Below are 23933 nucleotides of genomic sequence, written 5' to 3'. Positions count from 1 at the left end.
TTTTTTTTGTTTTATTATAGAGAAAAAGAGTAAAGAAAACCTTTACATGTAAAGCGTACGGTGTCTCTTTTCATTGGACACCGTACCGAAGCTACACACTATTTTGCGGGGATGATAATCCCTTTGTAAGGACCAAATTTATGTTGGTGACGTGTGTGGTTCGTATCATACGGTCCCACATCACTATCTGGCACTTTTACTTTGGCATCGGGGAAATCTTTTTCACGGTCTTTTTTCACAGGACGTGGCTTATCGTAATTATTGATATACGCCGCAACATCGTATGCTTGCGCATCGGTTAAGACACGATTGTGATTGTCTGCACCTAAAGGCATATTTGCCACAATCCAATCCGCCGAACGAAGCACACGGTACATTCCCGCACCCGTGTTGTAACTGTCTTTGCCCCAAAGTGCTGGGAACTCATAGCCATTGGCTTTGCCTTCACGCTTAACACCCTCACCATTTTCGCCATGGCAAGAAGCACAATGCTCTTTATACACTTTCTCACCCGCAATCGGATCAGCCGCACGGCTCATCACCATCTTGCGATCGACTTGTGGAAACTCTGCTCCCGATACTTTTGCACCTACAGGAATACCTTGCGCTAACCAGTGCATATACGTCACAATAGCTCGCATCTCTTTGCCATTCTCTGGAAGTGCTCTACCGTTCATACTACGTTCCATACAACCATTGACTCGCTCCTCGATGCTACCGATGTTTTCATCACGGTTTCGGTATTGAGGGAAATTACCCATGGTTGCCATAAAAGGCGCTGACCACTTTTTCGTACCTGCTTCTTGGTGACACGTTGCACAGGCGAAGTTATTGCCCGCATAACGCATTTTAGGATCAGCTACTTCAGGACCGATGTACTTATACGTCTCACTCACCAACGCTTTTCCGTAGCGTACGGTATCGCCAAAAAGATTATTGGGAATGGTGCTCTCATCAGGAGCCTTCCAATCTTTAATCACCACAGGTTCAAACCCTTTATTGGAACGCTGATTAAGCGTTGCCAAATCGAGTGCTAAAAGCGTACTTGTGCCCACAAGCAATGCTACTAATGACACCAATGAAACATGTTTCATCACTACCTCCTTAAGATAATCTTCCTGTTATCATAAACTTCCATCGTCACTTTTTCGTCAATTTTATGATTTAACTTTTTGGATATACTTTTAAAGCTGTTTTGACTTAAGGAGCGCATCATTAAAACCCTTCGCATTTACGCACTTTTATTTGCATTGTTTATCCTTTCAATGACAGGGTTGGGATTTTTGATTTACAAAGTCAACCACGCACTCTATCTTGAAGATGCCAAAAACAGCGTGGAGAGTGTTTTAACCCTCACGCAAGAACTTTTGGAGCACGAAAAACAACTCGCTTTAAGTGTCGCTTTGATGTTAAGCCAAAATGAAACCCTTAAAAAAGGGTATCTTGAAAATAACCGCTCCTTGCTTTTTGCAACCCTCCACGAGGAAATTCCCAACATTAAACGCTACCTAGCCATGGAGACTCTTGAAGTGCAACTCCATTCCAAAGAGGGAAAGGCGTTGGTGCGAAGTTGGGATTTTGGGAGTCATGGGGATGAGTTGCTCTCCTTTCGCAAAGGCGTTACCCTCGTACAAAAACACCAAACCCCTTTTGTCTCCGTTGAACTAGGCAAACGCCTCAACATCAAAGCCATCGCTCCTGTGTTTTTAGAAGGTAAATTTATAGGCTCCCTAGAGGTCATTTTGGATTTTGAGACCATCGCACACAAACTGCGTGAGAAGAAGATTCATTTTGCCATTCTGATGGAAAAATCGTTTCTGGAGATTGGAGAATGGATGAAAGAGAAGCAGATTATCAAAGAGTATGTGCTTTTAAATAGCGAATGCGTTGAGTGCGTGTCTACCCTTCCATCTTTAATTGAGCCACACACGCTGCGCAATGGTTTTGCACGTGAAAACAACACCCTTTTTGGCTTTACGCCTCTTTTTGACATTGAAGCCAAACAGGTCGGGTACATTGGAGTCTGGTTTGATGAGTCTTTGCTGAACGAATCTCTTTTACTCAAAGCCTCACTCAGTCCCACGCTCAAATCTTTACATGTAACCCATTTACACCCTGAAATTCCCCAAAACCACGAGATAGAAATCCGATGAAAATTTTACTGCTTGAAGATGATTTTACCTACCAAGAGAGCATTCAAGACTCCCTTGAAGCAATGGGATACAGCGTTGATGCGTACGATGATGGTGAAAAAGCATTGGATGCGTTGTTTGAAAAACAGTACCATTTGGCTCTGTTAGATATTCGTGTGCCCAGTATGGATGGGTATGAAATTTTAAAAGAGATTCGTAAAGCCAAACTGGATGTGCCTATTATTTTTATTACCTCGCTCACAGATATTAACAACCTCTCTTTAGGCTACGAGCTAGGATGCAATGATTACTTACGCAAACCCTTCTCACTCAAAGAGTTACAGTACCGTGTCTGCCAAACGCTCAAAAGTTACCATCTGCACTCTACTCTAGAGCGCATCCCACTTTCGCATGGGTTTTCCTATTGCACTGATGAACAAACGCTTTGGTTTGAAAATGTAGAGATTACTTTGAGCAACTACGAACGAAAACTCCTCTTTATATTCGTCAAAAATCGAGGGCATTTTGTCTCGATGGAGCGCATCCACGAAGCTGTGTGGGAAGGTAAGGAGATTGGGGAGAATGATATTCGGATGCTGATTAAAAAACTCAGAGATAAAACCGATAAAGATTTTATTATCACCGCCAAAGGCATAGGATATAAAATTGAAAAATGAGACCAAAAACGCACTTCTTTTTGCCATCATTTTAACGTTTTTAACCCTTCTTTTGGTCTCATTCCCTCTTTTTCAGTATCTTTCCGTCTCTTTACGCCTTCATCAGCTCACGCAAGAAAATCAACTCAAAGCCTATGCCAAAGAGATTGAGCAGAGTATTCAAGGGATTTTACCTGTTCAAAAAACCTTTCTCTTTCCCCGCTCCATCCTCTATAAAGTCGCCCTTGTAGATGAAAAAGAACAGATCGTTTTCTCTTTGATTGAAGAACCTATTCCTCTGATGAACAGCTCGTTTGTACCTCATAATGGCGCACTCTTTTACCAACATCCCCTAGCGCCTAATCTCTTACATGTAAAAAGCTTAATCATCCAAAAAGAGATCTCTCACGCACGTCTTTTTTTGGAAAGTTTATGGATGGTCGGGGTCATTTTAATAGGCATGTTTTTGTTCACAACCTTGCTTTTAAAACTGCTTTTAAAACCTTATGTCGAAACCTCAACACGCATGCAACACTTTTTTACCGATGTGATGCATGAGCTCAAAACGCCTCTAGGCATTATGCAGCTCAATCTTGAAAGCTTAGCGCAACACCTCCACAACAAACAGCTCAGTCGTTCCCTAGCCGCACTTTCAACGCTTTCGACGTTGTATGAGGATTTGGAGTATCTCATTAAAAATAAAACCATCACCTACACCAAAGAGCTTTTAGATATTTCCCATTTTTTAGAGGAGCGCATTGCTTACTTTGAAGCACTGAGCTCCTCCAAAGCCATACGCATTGTCTCGTCCATCGCATCACACCATACCTTACACATCAACCGCATTGAGTTTCAACGCATTATCGACAACACCATTACCAACGCCATCAAATACTCTCCACCACAAACAACCCTATTTATTGCACTGTATGAAAACACCGATGGTCTTTATCTCAGTTTTAAAGATGAGGGGATGGGCATTAAAGATGTTGAAAAAATCTTTGAAAGGCACTATCGGGGAGATATTTATAAAGGTGGATTTGGAATAGGGCTTAGTATTGTTAAAAGTATTTGTGATAAATATAAAATGGTGATTGAAGTAAAATCAGAAGAGAAAAAAGGCTCAGAGTTTGTTTATAAATTGAAGTAAAAAAAAGGAGGAGAAATTCTCCTCCTAAAGTCTTATAGACCTGTTACGTTCTCAGCTTGAGGACCTTTTGGACCTTCGCCTAGTTCATAAGTCACTTTTTGACCTTCTGCTAAAGAAACACGGCCGTAACCTGTTCTGTTCACTTGACGAAAGTGTACGAATACATCTTTTCCGCCATCATTTGGTTGGATAAAACCAAAACCTTTTTCATTGTTAAACCATTTAACGGTTCCCTCTAATAAAGCCATTCTATGCTCCTGTTGTAAAATCGAAAAGTAGAAAATTGAGTATTTTTGGAGTATTTAGGATGCTAACTAAAGGTCACGTATCACAAAACTACCAAAGATGAACTCGAACCTCATCTTTCTAGGAAAATAGTGTATCTTATTTTTCAAAATAAAGCAAATATAAATTGTAATTGACCTATACTGAATGCATGAAAATAGCAAAAACCTACGCACTTTACGGTGCTTTTATTCTTATTTTTACAATTACCCTTTTGCTCAGCGTCTGGTTTGGTAAGAAAATACAAGAAGAACACCACATTCAGCAAGAGCGTATCACCGTTTTTGAACGCTACAAAGCTGTTTTAGATTTAGAAAAGACCTTAATTAGAAAAACCGTTGCGGATTACTCTTTTTGGGATGAAATGGTTGATTTTGCCAAAGAACCCAATCACGCATGGAGCAAAGACAACCTTGAAGAACCTATGGTCAAAACATTTGGTGTCTCTTATATTTATGTTTATAATGAACATAAAAAACTTGTTTATAGCTATGACGCACTCAAAAAAAACACCCCAGCGCCCATACTTGAACCTCTCTCAGACGAAAAACCTGAATTTAAAGAGTTTTACGCTTTTTCTGAGGGCAAATGTATCCAATACTTTTTAGCACCCATTCATCCTTTTTCAGATGTGGAGCGTAAAGGGAAACCTTTGGGTTATTTTATTTTGGGACGCGTTTTGGATGATGTGTTTTTTGAAAAGATGGAAGAGATTACCCTTGGTCGCTCCTCTTTAATTCAAAAAAAACCTTTGGAAAATCAATCAAGCTCTTTTTATGTAGAACTTCCTTCTCTTCTCAATGAAACAGTTGGGTATATTCAGTTTGATTATCATCCTTTGGTGATTGTATTTATCTCAAACTTACAAAATTCTCTACTGCTTGCGGGACTCATTCTTTTAGGTATCGCTTTAATGCTCTTTTATCTCTTAACTAAACTTACATTTTTAAAACCCATTCATCTTATCTCTATGACACTCCGCACACATCATCTCGGTTACATCTTTGCCCTTTCAAAGCAGAAAAATGAGTTAGGTGAAATCGCCCATCTTATTTACGAGCATGAAAAGCAAAAAAAACTTCTCGAAGAGTATAAAGAAGCCATTGATGAAAATACGATTGTCTCACGCACAAATGCCAAAGGGATTATCACCTATGCCAATGAGCAGTTTCTTGCTATTTCAGGCTATTCTAAAGAAGAACTGATAGGAAAACCGCACAATATTGTTCGTCATCCAGACAATCCATCGCACTTTTTTCAAGAGATGTGGGAGGTGCTCAAAGCGGGTAAGACATGGAAGGGGATTATTAAAAATAGGCGCAAAGATGGAAGCGTTTATTATGTCAAATCGGTCATTATGCCCCTGCTCTCCTTAGATGGTAAAATCGAATCTTATATGGCAATTCGCCACGATGTCAGCGATTTGTTTGAACAACTCGAAGTATTACAGCAAACAAGCACACTCAATCTTCCTAGCCGTAAACACCTTTTAGAGCAAATTGAAAAATCAAAATATCCACACCTTGCCATTTTGAATATTTGTGATTTTCGAGAAATTAATGCCTTATATGGTCAGGCATTTGGGGATGCATATCTTTATGAATTTGCCCAAAACCTTCAAAAATACATTCGTAAAGGAATGGTCGTTTTTCACCTCCAAGGAGATGAATTTGCCCTCTACTGCGATAAAGAAGTCAGCGAAGAAGCCTTCAATACCTTTTGTGATACCTTACTCACCCGCCTTCAGCAAGAAGGTCTTACCATCAAAAACAAATCTTATACTGTGGCCTGTCGTATTGGAATTGCTAATGGGCTCTCTTATCTCTATAACCGAGCGGAAATCGCACTCAAAGAAGCACGCAATTCGCATAAATCATTGGTGATCTATGATGATAGAGACGGGTTTCAAGAGCGCCTCAAAGAGGATATTCAGTGGAATAAAACCCTACGTGAAGCTCTGATTAATAAACGCTTTACCCTCTTTTTACAAGAGATTGTTCCTTTACATGTAAAACCCAATGCACGTAAAAAATATGAAGTGCTCATTCGCCTTATTGATGAAAATAATCGTGTCATATCGCCTTTTCATTTTATTGATTTAGCAAAACGCTTACACCTTTACGCACAAATTACCCACTTTGTCCTTGAAGAGAGTGTGCAAGTCGCCTTGCATCTAGGGTGCGATGTTTCTATTAACATTACCAAAGAAGATATTTTGCATCATGAAACCACGACGCTTTTATTTGCTCTTTTAAGCCAATATCCTGAACTTAAGGGGCATATCATTCTTGAACTTGTTGAATCTGAGGGAATAGAAGATGTTTCAGAAGTGCGCTCTTTCCTTCAAAAAGCACACGAAAAAGGTTGTTTATTAGCCATTGATGACTTTGGTTCTGGCTATTCAAACTTCGAATATCTTTTACGATTAAGTGTTGATTTTATAAAAATTGATGGCTCCCTTATTAAAAATATTGACAAAGATGCCACCGCCTACGCTACGGTTAAGACTATCAGTACCTTTGCTAAAAATCTAGGTATCGAAGTGGTCGCAGAATTTGTCCATAGTGCTGACGTACTGGAGAAAATCAAAGAACTTCCTATAGACTATGCACAAGGATTTTACCTGCATGAACCAGCGCCCAAAGAGTCTATACAACTATGAAAGCAATCGAACACTTTTTGGAAGTTGTCTCAAAAGATGAATTTGTCGAAGGGCATGAGGTTTTAGAAGAGGAGTGGAAGCGCCTTAAGCACACTCCTATGTTTGAAAATGAAGCAAAGATTTTAAAAGGATTGATTAACGCTTCTACCGCATTAGCCCTTGCGTGCAAAGGAAAAAAAGAGGGTGCAATACGTGTTTGGCAAACCTATGAGAAGTATGCTCCCCTCATTCAAATCACACCAAGCGAGTCTCAAGCGCTCTATCAAAAAGCCCAAAAGCTTTTAGCGCAAAAATATACCCTTTACATGTAAAAAGTAGAATAGGTCAAATAGAGCGATAAAACCCACAAAACGCCATTTAAAATCTTTTTATACAATGCTTCGTCAATGTGATCTTGCAAACGACTACCGATAAAAAATCCGCCAATCGCAATCACGACAAAGGGTAAAATCACCCACACACTGTTCGTACTTAATTCGCCATGATAACCAAAAATCAAAACTTGCAGAATTTTATTGGTAATAAAACAAAAGCTCATCACACCAATGGCACGCTTTTTATCTAAATTAAGCTCTAAAATCAAAATAATCAAAACAGGAATCATAATATTGGCGATTCCACCCACAATCCCACTTAAAAATCCAAATAAAATCGTCATCAAAACAGGATAGGTTGCCACACTATGGCTTAGCGAAATTTTGAGTCTGGCTTTGTTTAGATAGAGTAGAATCACCCCTGCTAACACCAATTTATAATATTCACTGTAATAGACCACTAAAAGATTGGTGCCAATAATACTCCCGCCAATAATACTTACAATCAGCAAGCGATATTCACGCCAAATCTCGCCAAAAGAGTTATCTCGTTTCAAGCTTAAGAAATTAACGGCAATGGTAGGAAAAAGTGTCAATAAAACAGCCTTTTTCAAATCTAAGAAGAGGGCAAATAAAGGTGTGGCTAACATAGGAAAACCAAACCCTAAAATGCCATGCACAATCCCCGCAAAAAAGACAATACATGCCTCATACCAAAAAATTTCATTCCCCAACACGTCGATACCAACTCATTCTATCTTCGCCTATCTCACATGAAAAAATCTCTTTCAAGCCTTGAGGAAGTTTAATTTCCTCGCCTTCTTTAATGTGCGGGGAGCGAAAAATCAAATACCACTCTACCTGCTCTTCCATCGCCTTGAGCATACTCGCTCCACCTTCTATCATCACCATACGATACTCCCTTATGCGCTCAAGACTCTTTTCAATAAACACCTTTCGAGAAGGGCATTGAAAAAGAGGAATGGTTCTATCAAATGTATTCTCATGTGAATAAATCAAAATATCAGGTGCTTTACCTTCACATAACCTTGCATCAAGCGTTGGACGGTCTACCCTTACAGTATTGCCCCCTATCACCATTAAATCACAACAATCTCTTAAACGATGCACCATTGTGCGTGATTCAAGCGATGTAATGGTTCCACCTGTGGCAACACTGTTCGCACTTAACGCTAGTTTATAGAAAATAAATGGTTCTTTTTTTTCTTTACATGTAAAAGGGGTTAAAAGGGTGTCGCACGCTTCTTTGAGGCATCCAAAACTGACATCAACCCCTCTGCTTTGCAAATACGCACCACCACCTTTTGCACGTAAGCTCTCATCATAAGAGCCAATCACCACACGTTTAATACCCAATGCTTCAATTAAAGAAGAACACGGAGGGGTTTTCCCAAAATGATGACACGGCTCAAGCGTTACATGTAAAGAAAGATTTGAAAAAAGGTGTTGGTGATTTTCTTTTAAAAAAAGATGCAGTGCCATTGAATCACTCAGTGCTTCAATGCGTGTATCGTGGGTTAATGTAAGATATGCCTCTTTAAGTGCTAAGACTTCAGCATGAGGTGTTCCTGCTTTGCGGTGCGCACCCATGCCTAAAATCTCTCCAGCATCATTACTGACAACCGCACCCACGGCAGGATTAGGGAAGGTTAGCACTTGATAATGCCATGCGGCATCCAGTGCCTTTTGCATCAGGGCGTTATCTAATGCGTTTACCATTCAAAGTAAGTACGTGCTTTTTCAATATCATCCAAGGCAATTTCTTTTACCTCATTTTCAACACGTACTTGAAGAGTATTGTTTGCAAATCCTTCTAAAATACCAATAAATTTCTCTTTATTTTTCAGCTTAATCTTCACTTTTTCACCCACAGAAACACTAAAATGCTCAGGCTTTAAAAGTTTTCGCTCAATACCAGGAGAGCTCACTTCAAAAAGATATTCACCTTCCAAAGGAGGTTCTACATCAAAAATAGGTGATAAAATACGACTAACTTCCGCACATTTATCTAAATTAATACCCTCTTTTGAGGTGATATAAATACGAAAAATTTTTTTATCAAATTCACTCACGACTTCCGTATCATAAAGGCTTACGCCACAACTTTCTATGATTTTAATCAGTTGTTCTGTATCAATCATCGCTCTTCTTTCCTTTTGCTAACTCTTCTGCTACTCTTGCAAACAAAGTATCCATTTTATTTTGACGCTCTAAACTATCATCAAAACGAAAACGAAAATGAGGGCAGCGAAACCAACCCTCTGCTTGCATACAATGGGTTTGAATATGACGTTGTACACGGTCTAAATGAGAAAGGATATAACGCTTCTCAGCTTCATCATACACAGAACCATCTAAATAGACAATCGCATCGTATTTTCCACGACTGCATTCCACATCAATGACACAAACCCCTCGAAGCATCTCATCTTCAAGGGTACTGAGTGCTTCAGGAATCAGCTCTTTTAAAATACTCTGCGTACGTTGGATTTTTATACTTTTATCCATCATAATTTTGCTTTTTCTTCAACCTCTTTAAAGCTTTCGATATAATCGCCTACTTTAATATCGGTGTAGCCTTCAATGCCCACACCACACTCGTATCCTTTGCCCACTTCTTTGACATCATCTTTGAAACGTTTAAGAGAGGAGACACTACCTTCATAAATAATCACACCATCACGAATAACCCTGATTTTTACACCACGATTAATGGTACCATCCGTTACGATACACCCTGCAATATGACCTAATTTTGGCACGGCAAACACTTCTCTAACCATCGCTTGACCAATATTTTCCTCACGAATGACTGGCGCCATAAGCCCGGTAACAAGACTTGTTACATCATCAATCAAATCATAAATGATATTATAGGTTTTAATCTCAACGCCTGAGCTTTTTGCCTTCTCTTTTACAATCCCTGTTGGACGTACATGGAAACCTAAAATGATACAGTTTGAACTCGCACTAGCAAGTGCCACATCACTCTCAGTAATTCCACCAATACCTGCACTTACAATATTAACTTTTGTTTCAGCGTTTCTAATTTTTTCCAAACTGCCTTTAATCGCCTCTAAACTTCCTTGAACATCGGCTTTAATGATAACAGGCAAGGTTTTAAGTGCCCCCTCTGCAATCATATCGCTCAGCTCATCAAGACTCACTTTGGTTGATTTTGAAAGCTCTTTTTGGCGTAAATATTCTGCTTTTTTCTTTGCATACTCACGTGCAATTTTATCACTCTTCACGTTAATAAGTGTCTCACCAGCACCTGGAACTTCACTCAGACCCAAAACAACCACAGGCTCCCCAGGAAGGGCTTCTTTTACCGCAATGCCTCTGTCATTAAGGAGCGCTTTGACCTTACCAAATGCAATTCCAGCAACAACAATGTCACCGACTCGCATCGTACCATCTTGTACAACAACGGTTGCCACAGGACCACGACCTTTTTCAAGAGAGCTTTCAATAACAGTTGCTTTAACATCACGACTAGGATCTGCTTTGAGTTCTAATACATCTGCTTGCAATAAAATGGTTTCGAGTAAATCTTCAATCCCCATACCCGTCTTAGCAGAAACAGGAACAAACTCATGCTCTCCACCCCAATCAATCGGTGTAATGCCAAGTTCTGCAAGTTGTGCCTTCACCAAATCTGGATTCGCAGATTCTTTATCCATTTTATTCACAGCAATGATAATAGGAACTCCCGCTGCCTTAGCATGTTCAACAGCCTCTTTGGTTTGAGGTTTTACACCATCATCTGCAGCCACAACCACAATAACAATATCCGTTACTTTCGCTCCACGAGAACGCATCTCTGTAAAGGCCTCGTGACCTGGGGTATCGATAAAGGTAATATTGCGACCATTTTTCTCGACCATATAAGCACCCACGTGCTGGGTAATACCACCCGCTTCACCCGCAGCGACTTTTGCACTTCGAATGTAATCAAGCAATGACGTTTTACCATGATCAACGTGACCCATAATGGTAATAACAGGTGCACGTTCTACGAGGTTTTGCTCACTTGCTTCGCCCTCTTCGTCGTACGCTTTGACATAGTCAAATGATTCTTGATCATTTACAGTTGTCACATTAATACCAAACGTATCGGCCAAAATTTCAATGGAATCTTTATCTAAAAAGTCGTTTTTCGTAAACATAACACCTAAAGAGAAAAGCTCTTTAATCACTTCGCCCACAGGCTTGTTAATTTTCTCCGCAAACTCATACACACGAATCTCTTCAGGAATTTCAATCGCACTAATCGCTTCTGCTTCTTGAGTCGTCACATTACGACGTCTTTTTTTACGTCCAACTCTTTGAATACCTTGCATCACAAAATTGGTTTTCTTCGTTGTGCGAATTTGTGTGGGGTCAATCTGTTTTTTCTTTTTGACTTCTTCATTGACTGTGATACCTGCATTTAAATCAGGAAGCACAATCATATCATCATCTTCTATATCAATATTGGTATCAGCCATTTCAATATTAAGTGCAATATCAAGCTTCTCAGCATTTGATTTTTTCTCTGCTGGTACTTTTTTAATTTTCTTCTTTTTCTTTTGTGCTTCTTGATTTATAGGAGAAGAGAACATAGACTCTATACTACGAGAAACCTCTCTTTCAGAACTACCATAAGAAGTGTGACTAAAACTTTTTTCTTCAACAACAGGCTCTACCACTTCAGGTCTTTTCTTTTTAACAATAACCAAACCTCTGCGTTTTCTTACGTTAGTAGGGTCATTCTTCTCTTCAGTGTCTACTTCATCATCCATTAAAAGGGAATCCCCTTTTTGACTCTCATCTTTCATAGAAGTATCTACTGTTTGGACACCCTCTAGCTCTTTTTCTTTCAATGTCTTTGTTTTAGGAGTAGTGACTTTTTCAGCAACAGGTGTTTCGATAATAACAGCTTTCTCGACTTTTTCAACTTTTTCGACAACATCTGCTTTCTTTACTTCTGGAGCTTTTACGGAAGAGAAAGGTTTACTTGCTTGTGTATTCTCTCCAGTCAATACATAATTCATGAGTTTTTCAGCATCTTCTGGATCTATTGAGCTTGAAGGTGCTTTAACATCTAGCCCCATATCAACTGCTTTTTCAATAATATCCTTACTTTTCATGCCTAATTCTTTTGCTATCTCGGTTATGCGAACCTTATCCATTCGTCACTGTCTCCTTAAAAGTTTTACCAAAATCTATCATTGCTTTGTGATTTGTTTTGCATTTATTGTTGAGTATCTTCACAACTTTCTTTTCATTGTTTGTCATACATGCCTTGCAGATATAAAAACTTCTTCCTGTTTTAGAAAAAGGTATGAGTTCTCCATTGATTATCTGCCATCGTTGTAAGCTTTCTTGCAAAGCCCTTTGCCTACAAACAATGCACATTCGTATTGGTTGACTCATTTTTGCGCCTGATTATATCAAAATTTAGCTGTTTTTCAGCTTTTTAAAATTTGAAATCCATGATTATCTAAGTCAAAGATTTCAACTCTAAACATTTCAAAATGGCTCTTTAACGCCATTGCTACTCTATCAACATTTTCATCAAGAACCAAATTAAAAAACGAAGAACCACTTCCTGAGAGCGTACTCATTAATGCGCCATTTTTAAGAGCCATATCACGTACATCAAACAACTCTTTCATCTGTCTCATACGACGATTTTCATGCATACAATCACGGGATGCTACGCGTAAGTAATCCCAATTTTCACTAAAAAATGCCGCTGTTAATAAAGAAGACCTAGAGAGATTATAAACCACATTTTTCATCAAATACGATTTTGGCAATAGGGTTCTTGATTGTGCTGTAGACATTGGACGATCGGGGATAACCATCACGGCCTTGAGTGTTGCGTCAAGCTCTTTTTTCAATGTTCTTACTTTGCCGTTTTCCACAACAGAGCTTGTAAATCCACCATACACTGCAGGTGCAATATTATCAGGATGGGTCTCATAAAGAATGGCTTTGTTTAAAATCGTTTCTCGACTTACCTTGATACCTGCCATTTCATAGGCACTAGCAATCGCACCCACAATAACAGCTGAACTACTTCCCATACCTCTGGAAAATGGAATAGCGTTATAAAACTCAAAACGAAAAAAATCTTTTTTCCCTACCAATTCTTGATAGACATCATAAAAAATAGAGACAAAAATATTATTTTTTTTCAATTTAACGTTTTCTTCTCCCTCACCTTTAATAGAGATACTTTGATACGTTGAGGGTTTAATACACACTTCATTATAGAGGGCGATAGCAAGACCTAAACAATCAAATCCTGGTCCTAAATTGGCACTGGTTGCAGGTATCTTAATATTCAAATACAACTCCTAAACTGCTGGTAACATATAAAGTGGTTCCACATTCTCACTAAAATATGTTTCATTGAGCGTATGGGGTAAGTCAAAAATTTGATCTACGGGGTGGTCAAAACGTTCTGTGCTAATAGTTTCACCTCTTTTTATGAAATAGAGATTTCGCATTGCGCGAATGGGTCTTCCCTCGTTAAATCTAAAACCATCAGATGCTCGAAGAGGAATATGCAAAGCAATACTCAATGTTTTTAAAAAAATATAGGTAATTTTAATTGCCATAAAACTTCCAGGACCTCTTGCAAAAAAAAGTCCCTTCGGCGTATATTCATTTAAAATTTCTTGAAACAAAAGGGGTAAAGCTTCACTGGTCTGCTCTACCACACTGTATTTTTTTATCAGTTGATTATTTTCATAAATGCCTACATGTAAAGGCGAAGTTAGTGTAATAACAACAATATTAACAACTCTTTTTATGCGTAGACCCTCTCAAAATCATATGTTTTTTCAGTGCTTAATGTTTTAATTTCATAATTGCTAGGATCTCGTAAAATAGCTTTTGTCAACTCATGATTCAAATTATGGCTTCCCGCATGCGAACTATAATCACCTAAAAATGGAGCGCCTAAAAGTGATAAATCACCAATAGCATCTAAAATTTTATGGCGTACAAACTCATTTGAAAAACGTAGTCCCTCAGGATTTAAAATTTTTGTTTCATCCATGACCACAGCATTATCTAACGAACCACCTAAAGCAAGTCCACGAGAACGTAACATTTGTACATCTTTTAAAAAACCAAATGTACGTGCTTTGGCTATCTCTTCAATAAAATGGCGTTTACTAAACTCAAAGCTATACTCTTGCTTTCCTATCGAAGGGTGATTAAAATCAATCATAAAATGATACGTTGGCTTTAAACTAGGTGTGACACGCACAAATTTATTGCCTTCGCTGACTTCTACCTCTTTTTTAATAATCAATAAACGCTTTGGTGCCTCAAGTTTGCGAATACCTGCTTCATCTAACATCATACAAAAACTCGCACTACTTCCATCCATTACGGGAACTTCCGCACCATCAACGACAATACGTATATTATCAATGCCATAGGCATACACCGCAGAGAGGAGATGTTCAATCGTTGAAATGGCATAATTTGAATGACCAATAACCGTCGCCATTTGTGTATTGACAACGTTTTGTGGCAATGCCTGAACACTCAAACCAACATCACTTCGATAAAAAACAATGCCACTGTTTGCTTCTAAAGGTTCCAATCGTATCTTAATAGGTTCACCCTTATGTAAACCTATCCCAATACCACTGACCGCTTTTGCTAATGTGGTTTGTTTCACACTATTTCCTTTATTTCAATTACATTATCTCGCATCACTATCTTTTGAAGTACGTTTTGTTTCAAGGTATCTCTATCAACAATTTCACCATTAAAAATAAGGTGACCCCTTGGACTAATACCATTTAATACAATATACTCGCCATCACATTGGACTAATCCGTCTATGATACCATAAATACTGATACTCTCTTCAGAAAAAACTTTAGCACCACTATTGACACGCCCAAAAATAACAATAGGCACACTCTCAATAATCTCTTCACCTGAACGAATAGGACGATCAAAAAGCTTAAGCTTTTGTACAAGGGTAGAAGCTATGCTCTTTTCCTCATTCTGAGGTGATTTTTGGGATGTCTCATCTAAAACCGAAGACTCTTTTTTAATGCCTCCAAAACGGATAGAACATTGATTAATATCTTTATAACATACACCGCTTTGTTCCAACACAAAGGCAATATTTTTTGTAATCGTACCTTCAATAAGCAAAAAGAATTCCCTTAGCAAAGGGCTATTTTTTCTAAAATACTCTAAAAAAAGTGCTTCATCATCAATCGTAATATGAAACACTCGTATGTTTTTTTGTGTTACTTTCATCGTTCAATCATCTTCTTTGAAGCATCCATAACGCTATACACACTCTCTTTTAACCACACTTCATCCATCCACTCTTCAGGTCTAACATCCACTCCTTGAACATACATACCAAAGTGTAAGTGATCTCCTAAAGCCAACCCTGTCACGCCTGTCTTAGCAATCGTCTCTCCTGCTTTAACACTATCCCCTTCTTTCACCATATAGCTCGAACAGTGTCCATACAATGAATAGACACCTAATCCATGCGCAATAATAATATTATTACCATAAATGCCATTTTCACGGGCGAACACAACGATACCGTCGTTAGAGGTTTGCATAGGGGCTTGTGCATTACTCGCAAAATCAAGACCTAAGTGAAAAGATTCACTCACAGGTTGTTTATTGTATTCATAAAAACGATGATCTCCAAAACTTGCTACAACCTGACCATTTCTAAGAGGATAAAAAGGCTTCAAACGAAAATCTTTAATGATTTCAACAGGCACATTAGAGGTTGCTTTTAAAATTTCTTCTTCATTGCCTTTACGCATATCTTCATTCACATATTTAAATTTTTCTAAAGATGAAAGGGAGGATTGTGCAGGAGCAACTTCTGCAATCAAGTCCGAAATTTTTCCCTCTAAAAAACGATCTTGTAAGGCAATAGTAGATGTTCTATATTTTTTATCTTGTAAAAAATAAGGGATATTAAATCTGCTGATATTACCTGCTCTATCGACTGCGACAATAGAAGCGCTAAAATTTTCAATCACGGTAGGCCATGCTACAAAAGAGACATAATACCCCTCTTTATAAAATGGTGTGGGATAAAATTTCTTTCCAAAATTTGTCTCGATATATAAAGATTTCATTGCCTCATCGTATGCTCTAAAAACGACAGTTGCAACGCCTCCTTTAGTAATTTTATATGAATTGTTAATAATATTTACTTCTGGTCGTTTGGTATCTACTTTAATCACAGCCTTTACCTCAGCCGTATTGCCTGCAAAGAAATTCCACTTACTCTGATCAATCGCTTTAATCGTCAATTCAAACACTTTTTGATTAGGGTTAAGTCCCATTTTAGGAAAACTAACATTGATATCTACAACCTGTTGCTTCTCTTTAAACTCTTTGGTATCCACTACAACACTTTTTTCCCCATCAAACAAAGCGGCTTCAACAAATGAAATACCACTTGTATCACCAACTTGAATTTTTAAAGGCTCTTTTAAATTCCACTCAATCTCTTTAGCCAAAGCAATTTGAGGAGCCTCTCTCTCAAAAGTATCTGAAGTAAACATATAAACCACTCCACCGACACCGATTAAAAACATAAGACCTAAAACCAACGCTGCAATAGAAGCTTGTCCTTTTCGTTTCATACTCTTTGAATCCTTTTTATCTTTTCTACAATTTCATCTCGAAGTATCTTAGGATCATATCCTGATACCTCAAATCCAGCGGCTGTTTTGTGACCACCACCTTGATACTCTAACGCAATTTTGGCAACATTAAGATCCTTGCTACGCAATGAAACTTTGTATCCACCCTCTTTTTCTTCTAAAATCATAATGGCTATCGTAACATGTGCAATGCTACGAAGCATATTGACAATATTTTTTGTATCGTGTCGTTTTGCGCCTGTGGCTTCTAGGGTTGCTTTGTCAAAAATAATCGTAGCAACCGTACCATTCTCGTGCAAGTCAAAATGGTTGAGCATATACCCATACAAACGTATTTTGGAAAGAGGTTCTCTTCGTTTAACCTTAGAGGCAATCTCCTTTGGGTTAGCTCCACACTTGACTAATTGTGAAACAATCGCAAATGTCAATTCGTCCATATCACCATACAGAAAAAAACCTGTATCATCCGCAATAGCCGTATAAAGACATATGGCACATGCAGGAGTTAACGTAACGGCATTGGCTTTTAAAAGCTCATATACGACCATCCCAGCACTACTAAAATGATCAATAACCACATTAATCTTACCAAAATAGCGATTGGTCACATGATGATCAATATTGACAATTTCATACTCCCCATGAGGAATTTTTAATCGTTCAAATGTTGCACAATCACAACTGATCACCAAATCAAATGCCTTAGGTAATTCATGTTTGATTTTCGAAAAACCAGGTAAAAAGTCATAACATGCAGGAAGCTCTTTGGATACGTTGTATAAGGTTACTTTTTTACCAGCACGCACTAAGGCGTCATAAAGTGCCAAAGCACTGCCTAGCGTATCTCCATCAGGATGAACATGCGAAACAATCACACTGTGCTCGGCTTCTAACATCCGTTTCCATGCCTGTTGATACATGCAGTCCCCGCTTTCTTTAAAAAAACGATTATACTTAATTTTTCCTGAAAAGTTATTGAGAGGGGTTGATTAAGGGTAGGACTTTTTGGAGCTTTTATAGACAAAAGCTAAAACTTCGGCAACAGCTTTATACAAGTTTTCAGGAATCAGTTCACCTATATTGCATTTTTTATAAAGCTCTCTGGCTAAGGGAGGATTTTCAACAATTTGAATATGATGGTTCAAGGCAATTTCTTTGATACGTAGTGCAACCAAATCTGTCCCCTTAGCGATCACTTTTGGCGCAGCTTCTTTATCTTGATGGTAACGAATAGCCACCGCATAATGGGTGGGATTGGTAATCACTACATCCGCACCAGGTATCTCTTGCATCATACGCTTACGTGTCATTTGCATCTGTATTTGACGAATTTTTGCTTTAATTTTAGGATCACCTTCCATCTGTTTATATTCGTCTTTCACCTCTTGTTTACTCATACGTAACTCTTTAAAGTAGTTAAAGCGTACGAGCATTAAGTCAGCTAAGGCCAAAACCAACAAAATGATTAAAATAACAGCTGCTAAAATCAGCATTTTTTCTTTAAGCCATGCCATTTGGTCAGGAAGAGGAAAATAGATGACCGTTGGCAACTCTTTTGTAAACGACCACAAGAAAAAATAAGAAATTCCCATCACAACACTGACTTTTAAAAGTGTTTTAACCGTTTCTATCAATTTTTTCAGTGAAAAAAGATTTTTAAATCCTTTGATGGGGTCTAATTTACCAAAATTAGGCATCAAAGGTTTGGTTGTAAATAAAAATCCCGTTTGCATAACATTGGCTAAAATACCAGCAATCGCTACGGCTAAAGCCAAAGGGATCACCATGAAAACAACTTCTCGCAATGAAATCAATGAAATTTGAAACGTCACTTCTTTAGTGATTTCTGTTCCAATAAGCGATTGATAATAGTGGTACAGGTAAATAATGCGTGATTCAATAAAAGAGAGCCATGCCAAAAAAGCGCCTAAGGCAACAACCAATGTCACAAAAGCGCTCATATCTTGGCTTTTAGGAACATTCCCCTCTTTTCTGGCATCCTCTATCTTTTTGGAGGTGGCTTCTTCGGTCTTTTCTTGATCATCTGCCACAGATACGGTTTCCTAAATTATAGAAGCGTTTTATGGGTAATTTTCATTGAAAAATCAAGCCATCTCGCTTGATGAATCAAACTGCCACTGCTAATCGCATCCACGCCTGTTTTGGCATAAGCTAAGAGATTTTCTTGCGTAATATTTCCACTGGCTTCCAAAAGAACATGTTTAAAATGGCTATTTCTATACGCAACAACACGCTGAATATCCTCATGAGACATGTTATCACACATGATAATATCCGCACCACACTGCATTGCAAACTGCGCAAAGGCAACATCTTCACACTCAATTTCCACTTTACATGTAAAAGGAATTTTTGCGCGTGCTTCTTGCATAAATTCTCTTAAATCATCGATGGTTTGCAAATGCGTATCTTTAATCATCAAACAATCATCCAATCCCATACGATGGTTATTTCCACCGCCACAACGAATCGCATATTTTTCAAACACACGCAAATGAGGTCTGGTTTTTCGTGTATCTAATAATTTAAGAGCATATCCTTCTAAAACGTTTTTATACGCTGCCACATTCGTAGCTATGCCACTGGCATGTTGCATCATATTTAAGAGTGTTCTCTCACACCGTAACATCGCTTTTGACTCACCTTCAACGCACGCAATCACATCTGCTTTATGCACACGCTCCCCATCATTGACATGAAAAACAATTTCTAGGTAATTCATTTTACACAACGCTTGGACATACGCTTTACCCGCAAAAACACCTTCATCCTTGCAAATAATCTTAGCACTCGCTAAACTATTTTTGCCCACTAAATCAAACAAATCACCTCGACCCACATCCTCTTCAAGCGCTTTTTGAACAAAATCTTTTATCATAGTTCAAACATCCTATTGAGTGCTTCATAAGCCCATTTTCGTGTCTCTTCAGAAATGTGCATCTCATTTTCAAAACGTCCTTTTTGAATGCTAAGAAGTGTGTGATAGACGTCTTGAAGCGTGGTTTCATTCATCGTTGGGCACTCAGGCTTGGTGGAAGAGAGTACATACGTGTTCTCTTTACGCAATCGCTGAATCATATTATACTCAGTACCAATCGCTACTTTTTGCTCTAAGGGAAGTTGTTTAACGTAAGCGATAATCTGACTGGTAGAGCCCACAAAATCAGACTGTTCACACACTTCAGGTTTGCATTCAGGATGTGTGGCAATTAAAATATCAGGATATTTGGCACGATAAAAAGCGATATCTTCCACATCAAAAAGTTGATGCACGGAACAAAAGCCATTGTAACAGATAATAGCAGCCTCTTTAGGATCACTTCCATCGCCCACAACACACGATTTCAACCCCATCTCTTTGGCGATATTTTGTCCCAAACAACGATCTGGTACAAATAAAATCTTCTTCCCACTCTCTAACGCTTTGGTAATAATTTTCTTTGCATTAGCGCTGGTACAGACATAGCCACCCATTTTTCCCACAGCAGCCTTCACTTCAGCCGAAGAGTTGATGTAGGTCACAGGTAAAATAGCTTCTTTTGCAATGCCTGATTGTTCCAAAAGTGCCACATTTTGGTCAAAATACTCCACATCAATCATTCTTGCCATCGCACAACAGGCAATTTTTGGCATCATAACCCGTTTTTCGGGCGCTAAAATTTTCACACTCTGCCCCATAAATCCTACGCCACAAAAAATTAAATACGGATTGGCATCTTTGGCTGCCCACTGCGCAAGTTGTAAGGAATCTCCCACATAATCAGCTAATTCAAACACCTCATCTTTTTGATAAAAGTGTGCAACAATACTTACATGTAACGCTTCTTTAAGCTTTAAAATCTCTTCTTTCATGGTTTGATTATTCACCTCAAATCCTTTGTATGTATCGAAAAAAGTTATTATAGCGTTAAAGAAATAATAACAAAATTATTGCTATACTACGGGCATTTCAATCAAGGATAGCGTGTGGAATTTCTCTTTAATATCAACGTTCAATTTTATATTTTGGCTTATCTTATCGGAGGTATTCCTTGTGGATTACTTTTTGCAAAACTCTTTACAGGAAAAGATATCAGAGAAGCTGGAAGTGGAAGCATTGGTGCGACCAATGTTTTACGTGTCCTCAAAGAAACCAACCCAAAATTAGCAAAAAAATTGGCTATTTTAACTGTTATTTGTGACGCCTTTAAAGGAATTGCTGTCCTACTTCTAGCCAAAATATTACATCTTGAGATAGCAACGCTTTGGGCAATCGCTATTTTTGCCATTGTGGGACATTGTTACAGTCCGTACTTAAAATTTGAAGGTGGCAAAGGTGTCGCCACAGGAGCAGGTGTTCTTTTAGTCATGCTTCCCATTGAAACACTTATTGCTTTTTTCACATGGTTTATTGTGGGCAAAGTTCTTAAAATCTCTTCACTCTCCTCACTCTTGGCACTGTGTGCTCTGCTCTCTTCTTCGTACATTATTCATTATGATTTAGAAGGCATTCACACCCATGCACCTTTATGGATTATCGCTTTTGTGATTGTTTATAAACATGTTCCCAACATTATCCGACTTTTTCAAGGTCAAGAAACCAAAGTTATCTAAGCTATGCAGATTGATATTAAAAACTTAACGTTTGAGACCATCATTGGTATTCTTGAAGAAGAACGGTATACCCCTCAAAAAGTAGTGTTACATGTAAAGATGGATTATGATTATAGAGAAAATTCTTTTATTAATTATGCAGATGTCGCCTCCTTTTTAGAAGCTCACATGAATGAAATGCGCTATGGGCTTCTTGAAGATGCTTTAAATGATTTATCCAAAAAATTAAAAACGAGCTATCCTCAAATTTCTAAATTGACCCTCAAAATTGTAAAACCCACTATTCTTTCAAATGCCTTAGTTGGGGTATCGCATAAAACAAATTACGAGAAAAATTAAAATTTAATTAAAAAAACTTTAAATCTAGCTAAAATTGTGATATAATCCCGTTTAAATTTTAGCAACTAAGGAATTTATAATGCGAATTTTAATCGTAGAAGACGAAGTAACCCTCAATAAAACCATCGCAGAAGGCTTACAAGAGTTTGGGTACCAAACAGACAGCTCAGAGAACTATAAAGATGCAGAATACTACATTGGTATTCGTAATTATGACCTCGTTTTAACCGATTGGATGCTTCCAGATGGTGATGGCGTTGATCTTATCAACCTCATTAAACAAAAATCACCTCGAACTGCTGCGGTCATTATCTCTGCAAAAGATGACAAAGAGAGTGAAATCAAAGCGCTCAAAGCAGGTGCGGATGATTATATTCGAAAACCATTCGATTTTGATATTTTAGTCGCACGTATCGAAGCACGCCTTCGTTTTGGTGGTACGAACGTCATTAAAATTGACGATTTAACCATTGATCCAGATGAAGAAAAAATCACCTACAAAGGTCAAGAGATTGAGCTTAAAGGTAAACCGTTTGAAGTCTTAACACACCTTGCACGCCACAGTGATCAAATTGTTTCTAAAGAACAACTCTTAGATGCTATCTGGGAAGAGCCAGAGCTGGTTACACCAAACGTTATTGAAGTTGCTATTAACCAAATTCGTCAAAAAATGGATAAACCATTAGAAATCTCAACCATTGAGACAGTAAGACGAAGAGGTTATAGATTTTGCTTTCCCAAAAAAGTATAAGAGATAGTTTTATCTTACAATTAGTGTCTGCTTCGGCAACACTGATTGTAATCTTCTCCGTCATCCTCTATAATTACATCAAGATTTCTATTTTTGAAGATATCACGAATGAGCTAACAAAACAAGCTCAAGTCATTGCATCCTCACGTACAAGCTCTGTTGAGCACATGGGAATTAATATCTTTAATCCCTCACTCAGCTCCATTAATCATCCATCCGAAACACAAGTTACCATAGCTATCCGTGTGAATCAAGGCAATACCATTGCTTTTGAACATAGTGAAAAAAATCATCAAAAATTTCTAACTATTTTTTATCCCCTTGAAAAACGTCCTCATCATTTTGTCTCAATTACAAAAAACATCTCTAACACGGACATTTTGCTCGATAAAATTTTTACCAATGTTCTTATTATTAACTTAACTGCTATTTTTTTAATTCTCTTTTATGCCCTTTTTTTATCCCGTATGCTTGTCCTTCCCATCCGTTCTCTTACCAATAAACTAGCCAATATGAACGAAAATTTTCTTCAAATGATTGATACAAAAACCCTTCCAGCAGAATTTTTGCCACTTGGGTCTAGCATTAATAAGCTCGTAGAACGTATTCAAATCTTCGTAAACTCCCAAAAAGAGCTTTTCATTGGAGCAGCCCATGAATTAAAAACGCCTTTAGCGGTGATGAAAACGAAAAATGAAGTCACTCTTTTAAAACTCAGAGAGGCTGAAAAATATATTGAAACCCTTAAAAGTAATAACCAGACCATTAATGATATGAATAAAATGATTGGAAATATTTTAGAAATTGGTCGCCAAGAAGGTGCACAATTTGAAAAACCCATCGAAATTGACCTGATTACTTTCCTTAAAGAACAAATCAATAACTATACAATCCTAGCTAAAATGGAAGAAAAAGAGCTGATAGCACGAGTCGCACCGAAACATTATAAACTGACAACACAACCTACATTATTGGTACATATTTTACAAAATTTTGTTCAAAATGCTATAAAATTTACTCCTAAATATGGCAAAATAACCGTTCAAGCCCATTTAGATGCAGAAGGCTTTTTTATTTATGTTATTGACGAGGGTAGTGGGATTGATGAAAGCAAAGACCTTTTTGCTCCCTTTAAACGCTATGGAAATCAAACAGGTGCAGGGCTAGGACTCTTTCTTGCAAAAAATGCTGCCGATGCTTTGGGGGCTAAAATCACGTTAAAAAATAGAGAAGATGCGCAAGGAACTATTGCAACCCTCTTTCTGCCATCAAAAAAACACGCTCTTTAAATTTCGTTAAAGTATTTTTAGTGTATAAACTCCTCAATAAATTTGACTT

Annotated in this window: 25 protein-coding genes; 9 read left to right on the top strand and 16 right to left on the bottom strand. The window is 38.0% G+C overall.

Translation table 11 applies throughout. The features are described from left to right. Positions 1-98 precede the first annotated feature (98 nt). Positions 99-1094: a c-type cytochrome gene (locus SDEL_RS01325; RefSeq protein ID WP_012856062.1), complete on the bottom strand. Its 996-nt coding sequence runs from the start codon at positions 1092-1094 to the stop codon at positions 99-101. A 189-nt stretch (positions 1095-1283) separates the two neighbouring features. On the opposite strand from SDEL_RS01325, the gene SDEL_RS01320 reads away from it, so the two are divergent. The 3 genes from SDEL_RS01320 to SDEL_RS01310 are packed head-to-tail and all read left to right on the top strand — an operon-like array spanning position 1284 to position 3938. Continuing rightward, positions 1284-2153 carry a cache domain-containing protein gene (locus SDEL_RS01320; RefSeq protein WP_041666213.1) on the top strand — a complete coding sequence of 290 codons (870 nt, stop codon included), beginning with the start codon at positions 1284-1286 and terminating at the stop codon, positions 2151-2153. Further along, a complete protein-coding gene (locus SDEL_RS01315) occupies positions 2150-2809 on the top strand; it encodes a response regulator transcription factor (protein WP_012856060.1) in 660 nt (219 codons plus the stop codon). Before SDEL_RS01320 ends, SDEL_RS01315 begins: the two co-directional genes overlap by 4 nt. Beyond that, a complete protein-coding gene (locus SDEL_RS01310; protein ID WP_012856059.1) occupies positions 2799-3938 on the top strand; it encodes a sensor histidine kinase in 1140 nt (379 codons plus the stop codon). Before SDEL_RS01315 ends, SDEL_RS01310 begins: the two co-directional genes overlap by 11 nt. Positions 3939-3970: 32 nt before the next feature. Here the strand turns inward: SDEL_RS01310 and SDEL_RS01305 are convergent, their stop codons facing one another. After that, on the bottom strand, positions 3971-4186 hold the full coding sequence (locus tag SDEL_RS01305; protein ID WP_012856058.1) for a cold-shock protein: 216 nt from the start codon (positions 4184-4186) through the stop codon (positions 3971-3973). 188 nt (positions 4187-4374) lie between these two features. Between SDEL_RS01305 and SDEL_RS11595 the strand changes: the two genes are divergently transcribed. After that, entirely contained in the window at positions 4375-6885 is a 2511-nt protein-coding gene (locus SDEL_RS11595) for an EAL domain-containing protein (protein ID WP_012856057.1), read from the top strand. Then, on the top strand, positions 6882-7196 hold the full coding sequence (locus SDEL_RS01295; RefSeq protein WP_012856056.1) for a DUF309 domain-containing protein: 315 nt from the start codon (positions 6882-6884) through the stop codon (positions 7194-7196). The genes SDEL_RS11595 and SDEL_RS01295 overlap by 4 nt, the downstream gene beginning before the upstream one ends. Here the strand turns inward: SDEL_RS01295 and SDEL_RS01290 are convergent. From SDEL_RS01290 to nadA, 14 genes are all read right to left on the bottom strand, one after another. Then, complete coding sequence (locus SDEL_RS01290; protein WP_012856055.1) at positions 7187-7936, bottom strand: sulfite exporter TauE/SafE family protein; 750 nt, start codon at positions 7934-7936, stop codon at positions 7187-7189. The two genes, SDEL_RS01295 and SDEL_RS01290, sit on opposite strands and share 10 nt — an antisense overlap. Further along, positions 7923-8939 (bottom strand): bifunctional diaminohydroxyphosphoribosylaminopyrimidine deaminase/5-amino-6-(5-phosphoribosylamino)uracil reductase RibD, encoded by a 1017-nt coding sequence (gene ribD, locus SDEL_RS01285; RefSeq protein WP_012856054.1) that lies wholly within the window; start codon positions 8937-8939, stop codon positions 7923-7925. Before ribD ends, SDEL_RS01290 begins: the two co-directional genes overlap by 14 nt. Then, positions 8933-9361 carry an LSm family protein gene (locus SDEL_RS01280; RefSeq protein WP_012856053.1) on the bottom strand — a complete coding sequence of 143 codons (429 nt, stop codon included), beginning with the start codon at positions 9359-9361 and terminating at the stop codon, positions 8933-8935. Before SDEL_RS01280 ends, ribD begins: the two co-directional genes overlap by 7 nt. Beyond that, on the bottom strand, positions 9354-9731 hold the full coding sequence (gene rbfA / locus SDEL_RS01275) for a 30S ribosome-binding factor RbfA (protein ID WP_012856052.1): 378 nt from the start codon (positions 9729-9731) through the stop codon (positions 9354-9356). The genes SDEL_RS01280 and rbfA overlap by 8 nt, the downstream gene beginning before the upstream one ends. Continuing rightward, positions 9728-12394, bottom strand: a complete 2667-nt coding sequence (gene infB / locus SDEL_RS01270; protein ID WP_012856051.1) for a translation initiation factor IF-2 — start codon at positions 12392-12394, stop codon at positions 9728-9730. The genes rbfA and infB overlap by 4 nt, the downstream gene beginning before the upstream one ends. A gap of 279 nt (positions 12395-12673) precedes the next feature. Continuing rightward, the gene (gene thrB / locus SDEL_RS01260; RefSeq protein ID WP_012856050.1) at positions 12674-13558 is read right to left on the bottom strand and encodes a homoserine kinase; all 885 of its coding nucleotides are present in this window, start codon (positions 13556-13558) and stop codon (positions 12674-12676) included. A 9-nt stretch (positions 13559-13567) separates the two neighbouring features. Beyond that, on the bottom strand, positions 13568-13933 hold the full coding sequence (locus SDEL_RS01255) for a hypothetical protein (protein ID WP_223295825.1): 366 nt from the start codon (positions 13931-13933) through the stop codon (positions 13568-13570). 89 nt (positions 13934-14022) lie between these two features. Further along, complete coding sequence (gene lpxC, locus SDEL_RS01250) at positions 14023-14907, bottom strand: UDP-3-O-acyl-N-acetylglucosamine deacetylase (protein WP_012856048.1); 885 nt, start codon at positions 14905-14907, stop codon at positions 14023-14025. Further along, positions 14904-15503: a septum site-determining protein MinC gene (minC, locus tag SDEL_RS01245; RefSeq protein ID WP_012856047.1), complete on the bottom strand. Its 600-nt coding sequence runs from the start codon at positions 15501-15503 to the stop codon at positions 14904-14906. The genes lpxC and minC overlap by 4 nt, the downstream gene beginning before the upstream one ends. Further along, a complete protein-coding gene (gene pgp6 / locus SDEL_RS01240; RefSeq protein ID WP_012856046.1) occupies positions 15500-16870 on the bottom strand; it encodes a peptidoglycan metallopeptidase Pgp6 in 1371 nt (456 codons plus the stop codon). Before pgp6 ends, minC begins: the two co-directional genes overlap by 4 nt. After that, positions 16867-17811: a DHH family phosphoesterase gene (locus tag SDEL_RS01235; protein WP_012856045.1), complete on the bottom strand. Its 945-nt coding sequence runs from the start codon at positions 17809-17811 to the stop codon at positions 16867-16869. The genes pgp6 and SDEL_RS01235 overlap by 4 nt, the downstream gene beginning before the upstream one ends. A 69-nt stretch (positions 17812-17880) precedes the next feature. Continuing rightward, positions 17881-18942, bottom strand: coding sequence for a flagellar biosynthesis protein FlhB (flhB, locus tag SDEL_RS01230; protein ID WP_012856044.1), 1062 nt, complete (start codon positions 18940-18942; stop codon positions 17881-17883). Positions 18943-18959: 17 nt separating this feature from the next. After that, positions 18960-19790: a carboxylating nicotinate-nucleotide diphosphorylase gene (gene nadC, locus SDEL_RS01225; RefSeq protein WP_012856043.1), complete on the bottom strand. Its 831-nt coding sequence runs from the start codon at positions 19788-19790 to the stop codon at positions 18960-18962. Continuing rightward, a complete protein-coding gene (gene nadA, locus SDEL_RS01220) occupies positions 19787-20764 on the bottom strand; it encodes a quinolinate synthase NadA (RefSeq protein WP_041666401.1) in 978 nt (325 codons plus the stop codon). Before nadA ends, nadC begins: the two co-directional genes overlap by 4 nt. A gap of 114 nt (positions 20765-20878) precedes the next feature. Between nadA and plsY the strand changes: the two genes are divergently transcribed. The 4 genes from plsY to SDEL_RS01200 all read left to right on the top strand — a co-directional run bounded on the left by plsY (position 20879) and on the right by SDEL_RS01200 (position 23884). Beyond that, a complete protein-coding gene (plsY, locus tag SDEL_RS01215) occupies positions 20879-21505 on the top strand; it encodes a glycerol-3-phosphate 1-O-acyltransferase PlsY (protein WP_012856041.1) in 627 nt (208 codons plus the stop codon). A gap of 3 nt (positions 21506-21508) precedes the next feature. Beyond that, positions 21509-21844, top strand: coding sequence for a FolB domain-containing protein (locus SDEL_RS01210; protein ID WP_012856040.1), 336 nt, complete (start codon positions 21509-21511; stop codon positions 21842-21844). A 79-nt stretch (positions 21845-21923) separates the two neighbouring features. After that, a complete protein-coding gene (gene hsrA, locus SDEL_RS01205; RefSeq protein WP_012856039.1) occupies positions 21924-22595 on the top strand; it encodes a homeostatic response regulator transcription factor HsrA in 672 nt (223 codons plus the stop codon). Beyond that, a complete protein-coding gene (locus SDEL_RS01200; protein ID WP_012856038.1) occupies positions 22574-23884 on the top strand; it encodes a sensor histidine kinase in 1311 nt (436 codons plus the stop codon). The genes hsrA and SDEL_RS01200 overlap by 22 nt, the downstream gene beginning before the upstream one ends. The last annotated feature ends 49 nt before the right edge of the window (positions 23885-23933 follow it).

The sequence above is a fragment of the Sulfurospirillum deleyianum DSM 6946 genome, assembly GCF_000024885.1.
GTDB classification, from domain to species: domain Bacteria; phylum Campylobacterota; class Campylobacteria; order Campylobacterales; family Sulfurospirillaceae; genus Sulfurospirillum; species Sulfurospirillum deleyianum.
Note: the sequence above shows the minus strand (reverse complement) of the source record. Positions and strands in the feature narration are given on the sequence as shown.

Coding starts and splice junctions, on each gene's coding strand:
- SDEL_RS01210 (WP_012856040.1), top strand. CDS start 21,509: ATGCAGATTGATATTAAAAACTTAACGTTTGAGACCATCATTGGTATT.
- SDEL_RS01325 (WP_012856062.1), bottom strand. CDS start 1,094: ATGAAACATGTTTCATTGGTGTCATTAGTAGCATTGCTTGTGGGCACA.
- SDEL_RS01305 (WP_012856058.1), bottom strand. CDS start 4,186: ATGGCTTTATTAGAGGGAACCGTTAAATGGTTTAACAATGAAAAAGGT.
- SDEL_RS11595 (WP_012856057.1), top strand. CDS start 4,375: ATGAAAATAGCAAAAACCTACGCACTTTACGGTGCTTTTATTCTTATT.
- rbfA (WP_012856052.1), bottom strand. CDS start 9,731: ATGATGGATAAAAGTATAAAAATCCAACGTACGCAGAGTATTTTAAAA.
- SDEL_RS01280 (WP_012856053.1), bottom strand. CDS start 9,361: ATGATTGATACAGAACAACTGATTAAAATCATAGAAAGTTGTGGCGTA.
- nadA (WP_041666401.1), bottom strand. CDS start 20,764: ATGAAAGAAGAGATTTTAAAGCTTAAAGAAGCGTTACATGTAAGTATT.
- ribD (WP_012856054.1), bottom strand. CDS start 8,939: ATGGTAAACGCATTAGATAACGCCCTGATGCAAAAGGCACTGGATGCC.
- infB (WP_012856051.1), bottom strand. CDS start 12,394: ATGGATAAGGTTCGCATAACCGAGATAGCAAAAGAATTAGGCATGAAA.
- hsrA (WP_012856039.1), top strand. CDS start 21,924: ATGCGAATTTTAATCGTAGAAGACGAAGTAACCCTCAATAAAACCATC.
- nadC (WP_012856043.1), bottom strand. CDS start 19,790: ATGATAAAAGATTTTGTTCAAAAAGCGCTTGAAGAGGATGTGGGTCGA.
- SDEL_RS01295 (WP_012856056.1), top strand. CDS start 6,882: ATGAAAGCAATCGAACACTTTTTGGAAGTTGTCTCAAAAGATGAATTT.
- minC (WP_012856047.1), bottom strand. CDS start 15,503: ATGAAAGTAACACAAAAAAACATACGAGTGTTTCATATTACGATTGAT.
- pgp6 (WP_012856046.1), bottom strand. CDS start 16,870: ATGAAACGAAAAGGACAAGCTTCTATTGCAGCGTTGGTTTTAGGTCTT.
- SDEL_RS01235 (WP_012856045.1), bottom strand. CDS start 17,811: ATGTATCAACAGGCATGGAAACGGATGTTAGAAGCCGAGCACAGTGTG.
- SDEL_RS01315 (WP_012856060.1), top strand. CDS start 2,150: ATGAAAATTTTACTGCTTGAAGATGATTTTACCTACCAAGAGAGCATT.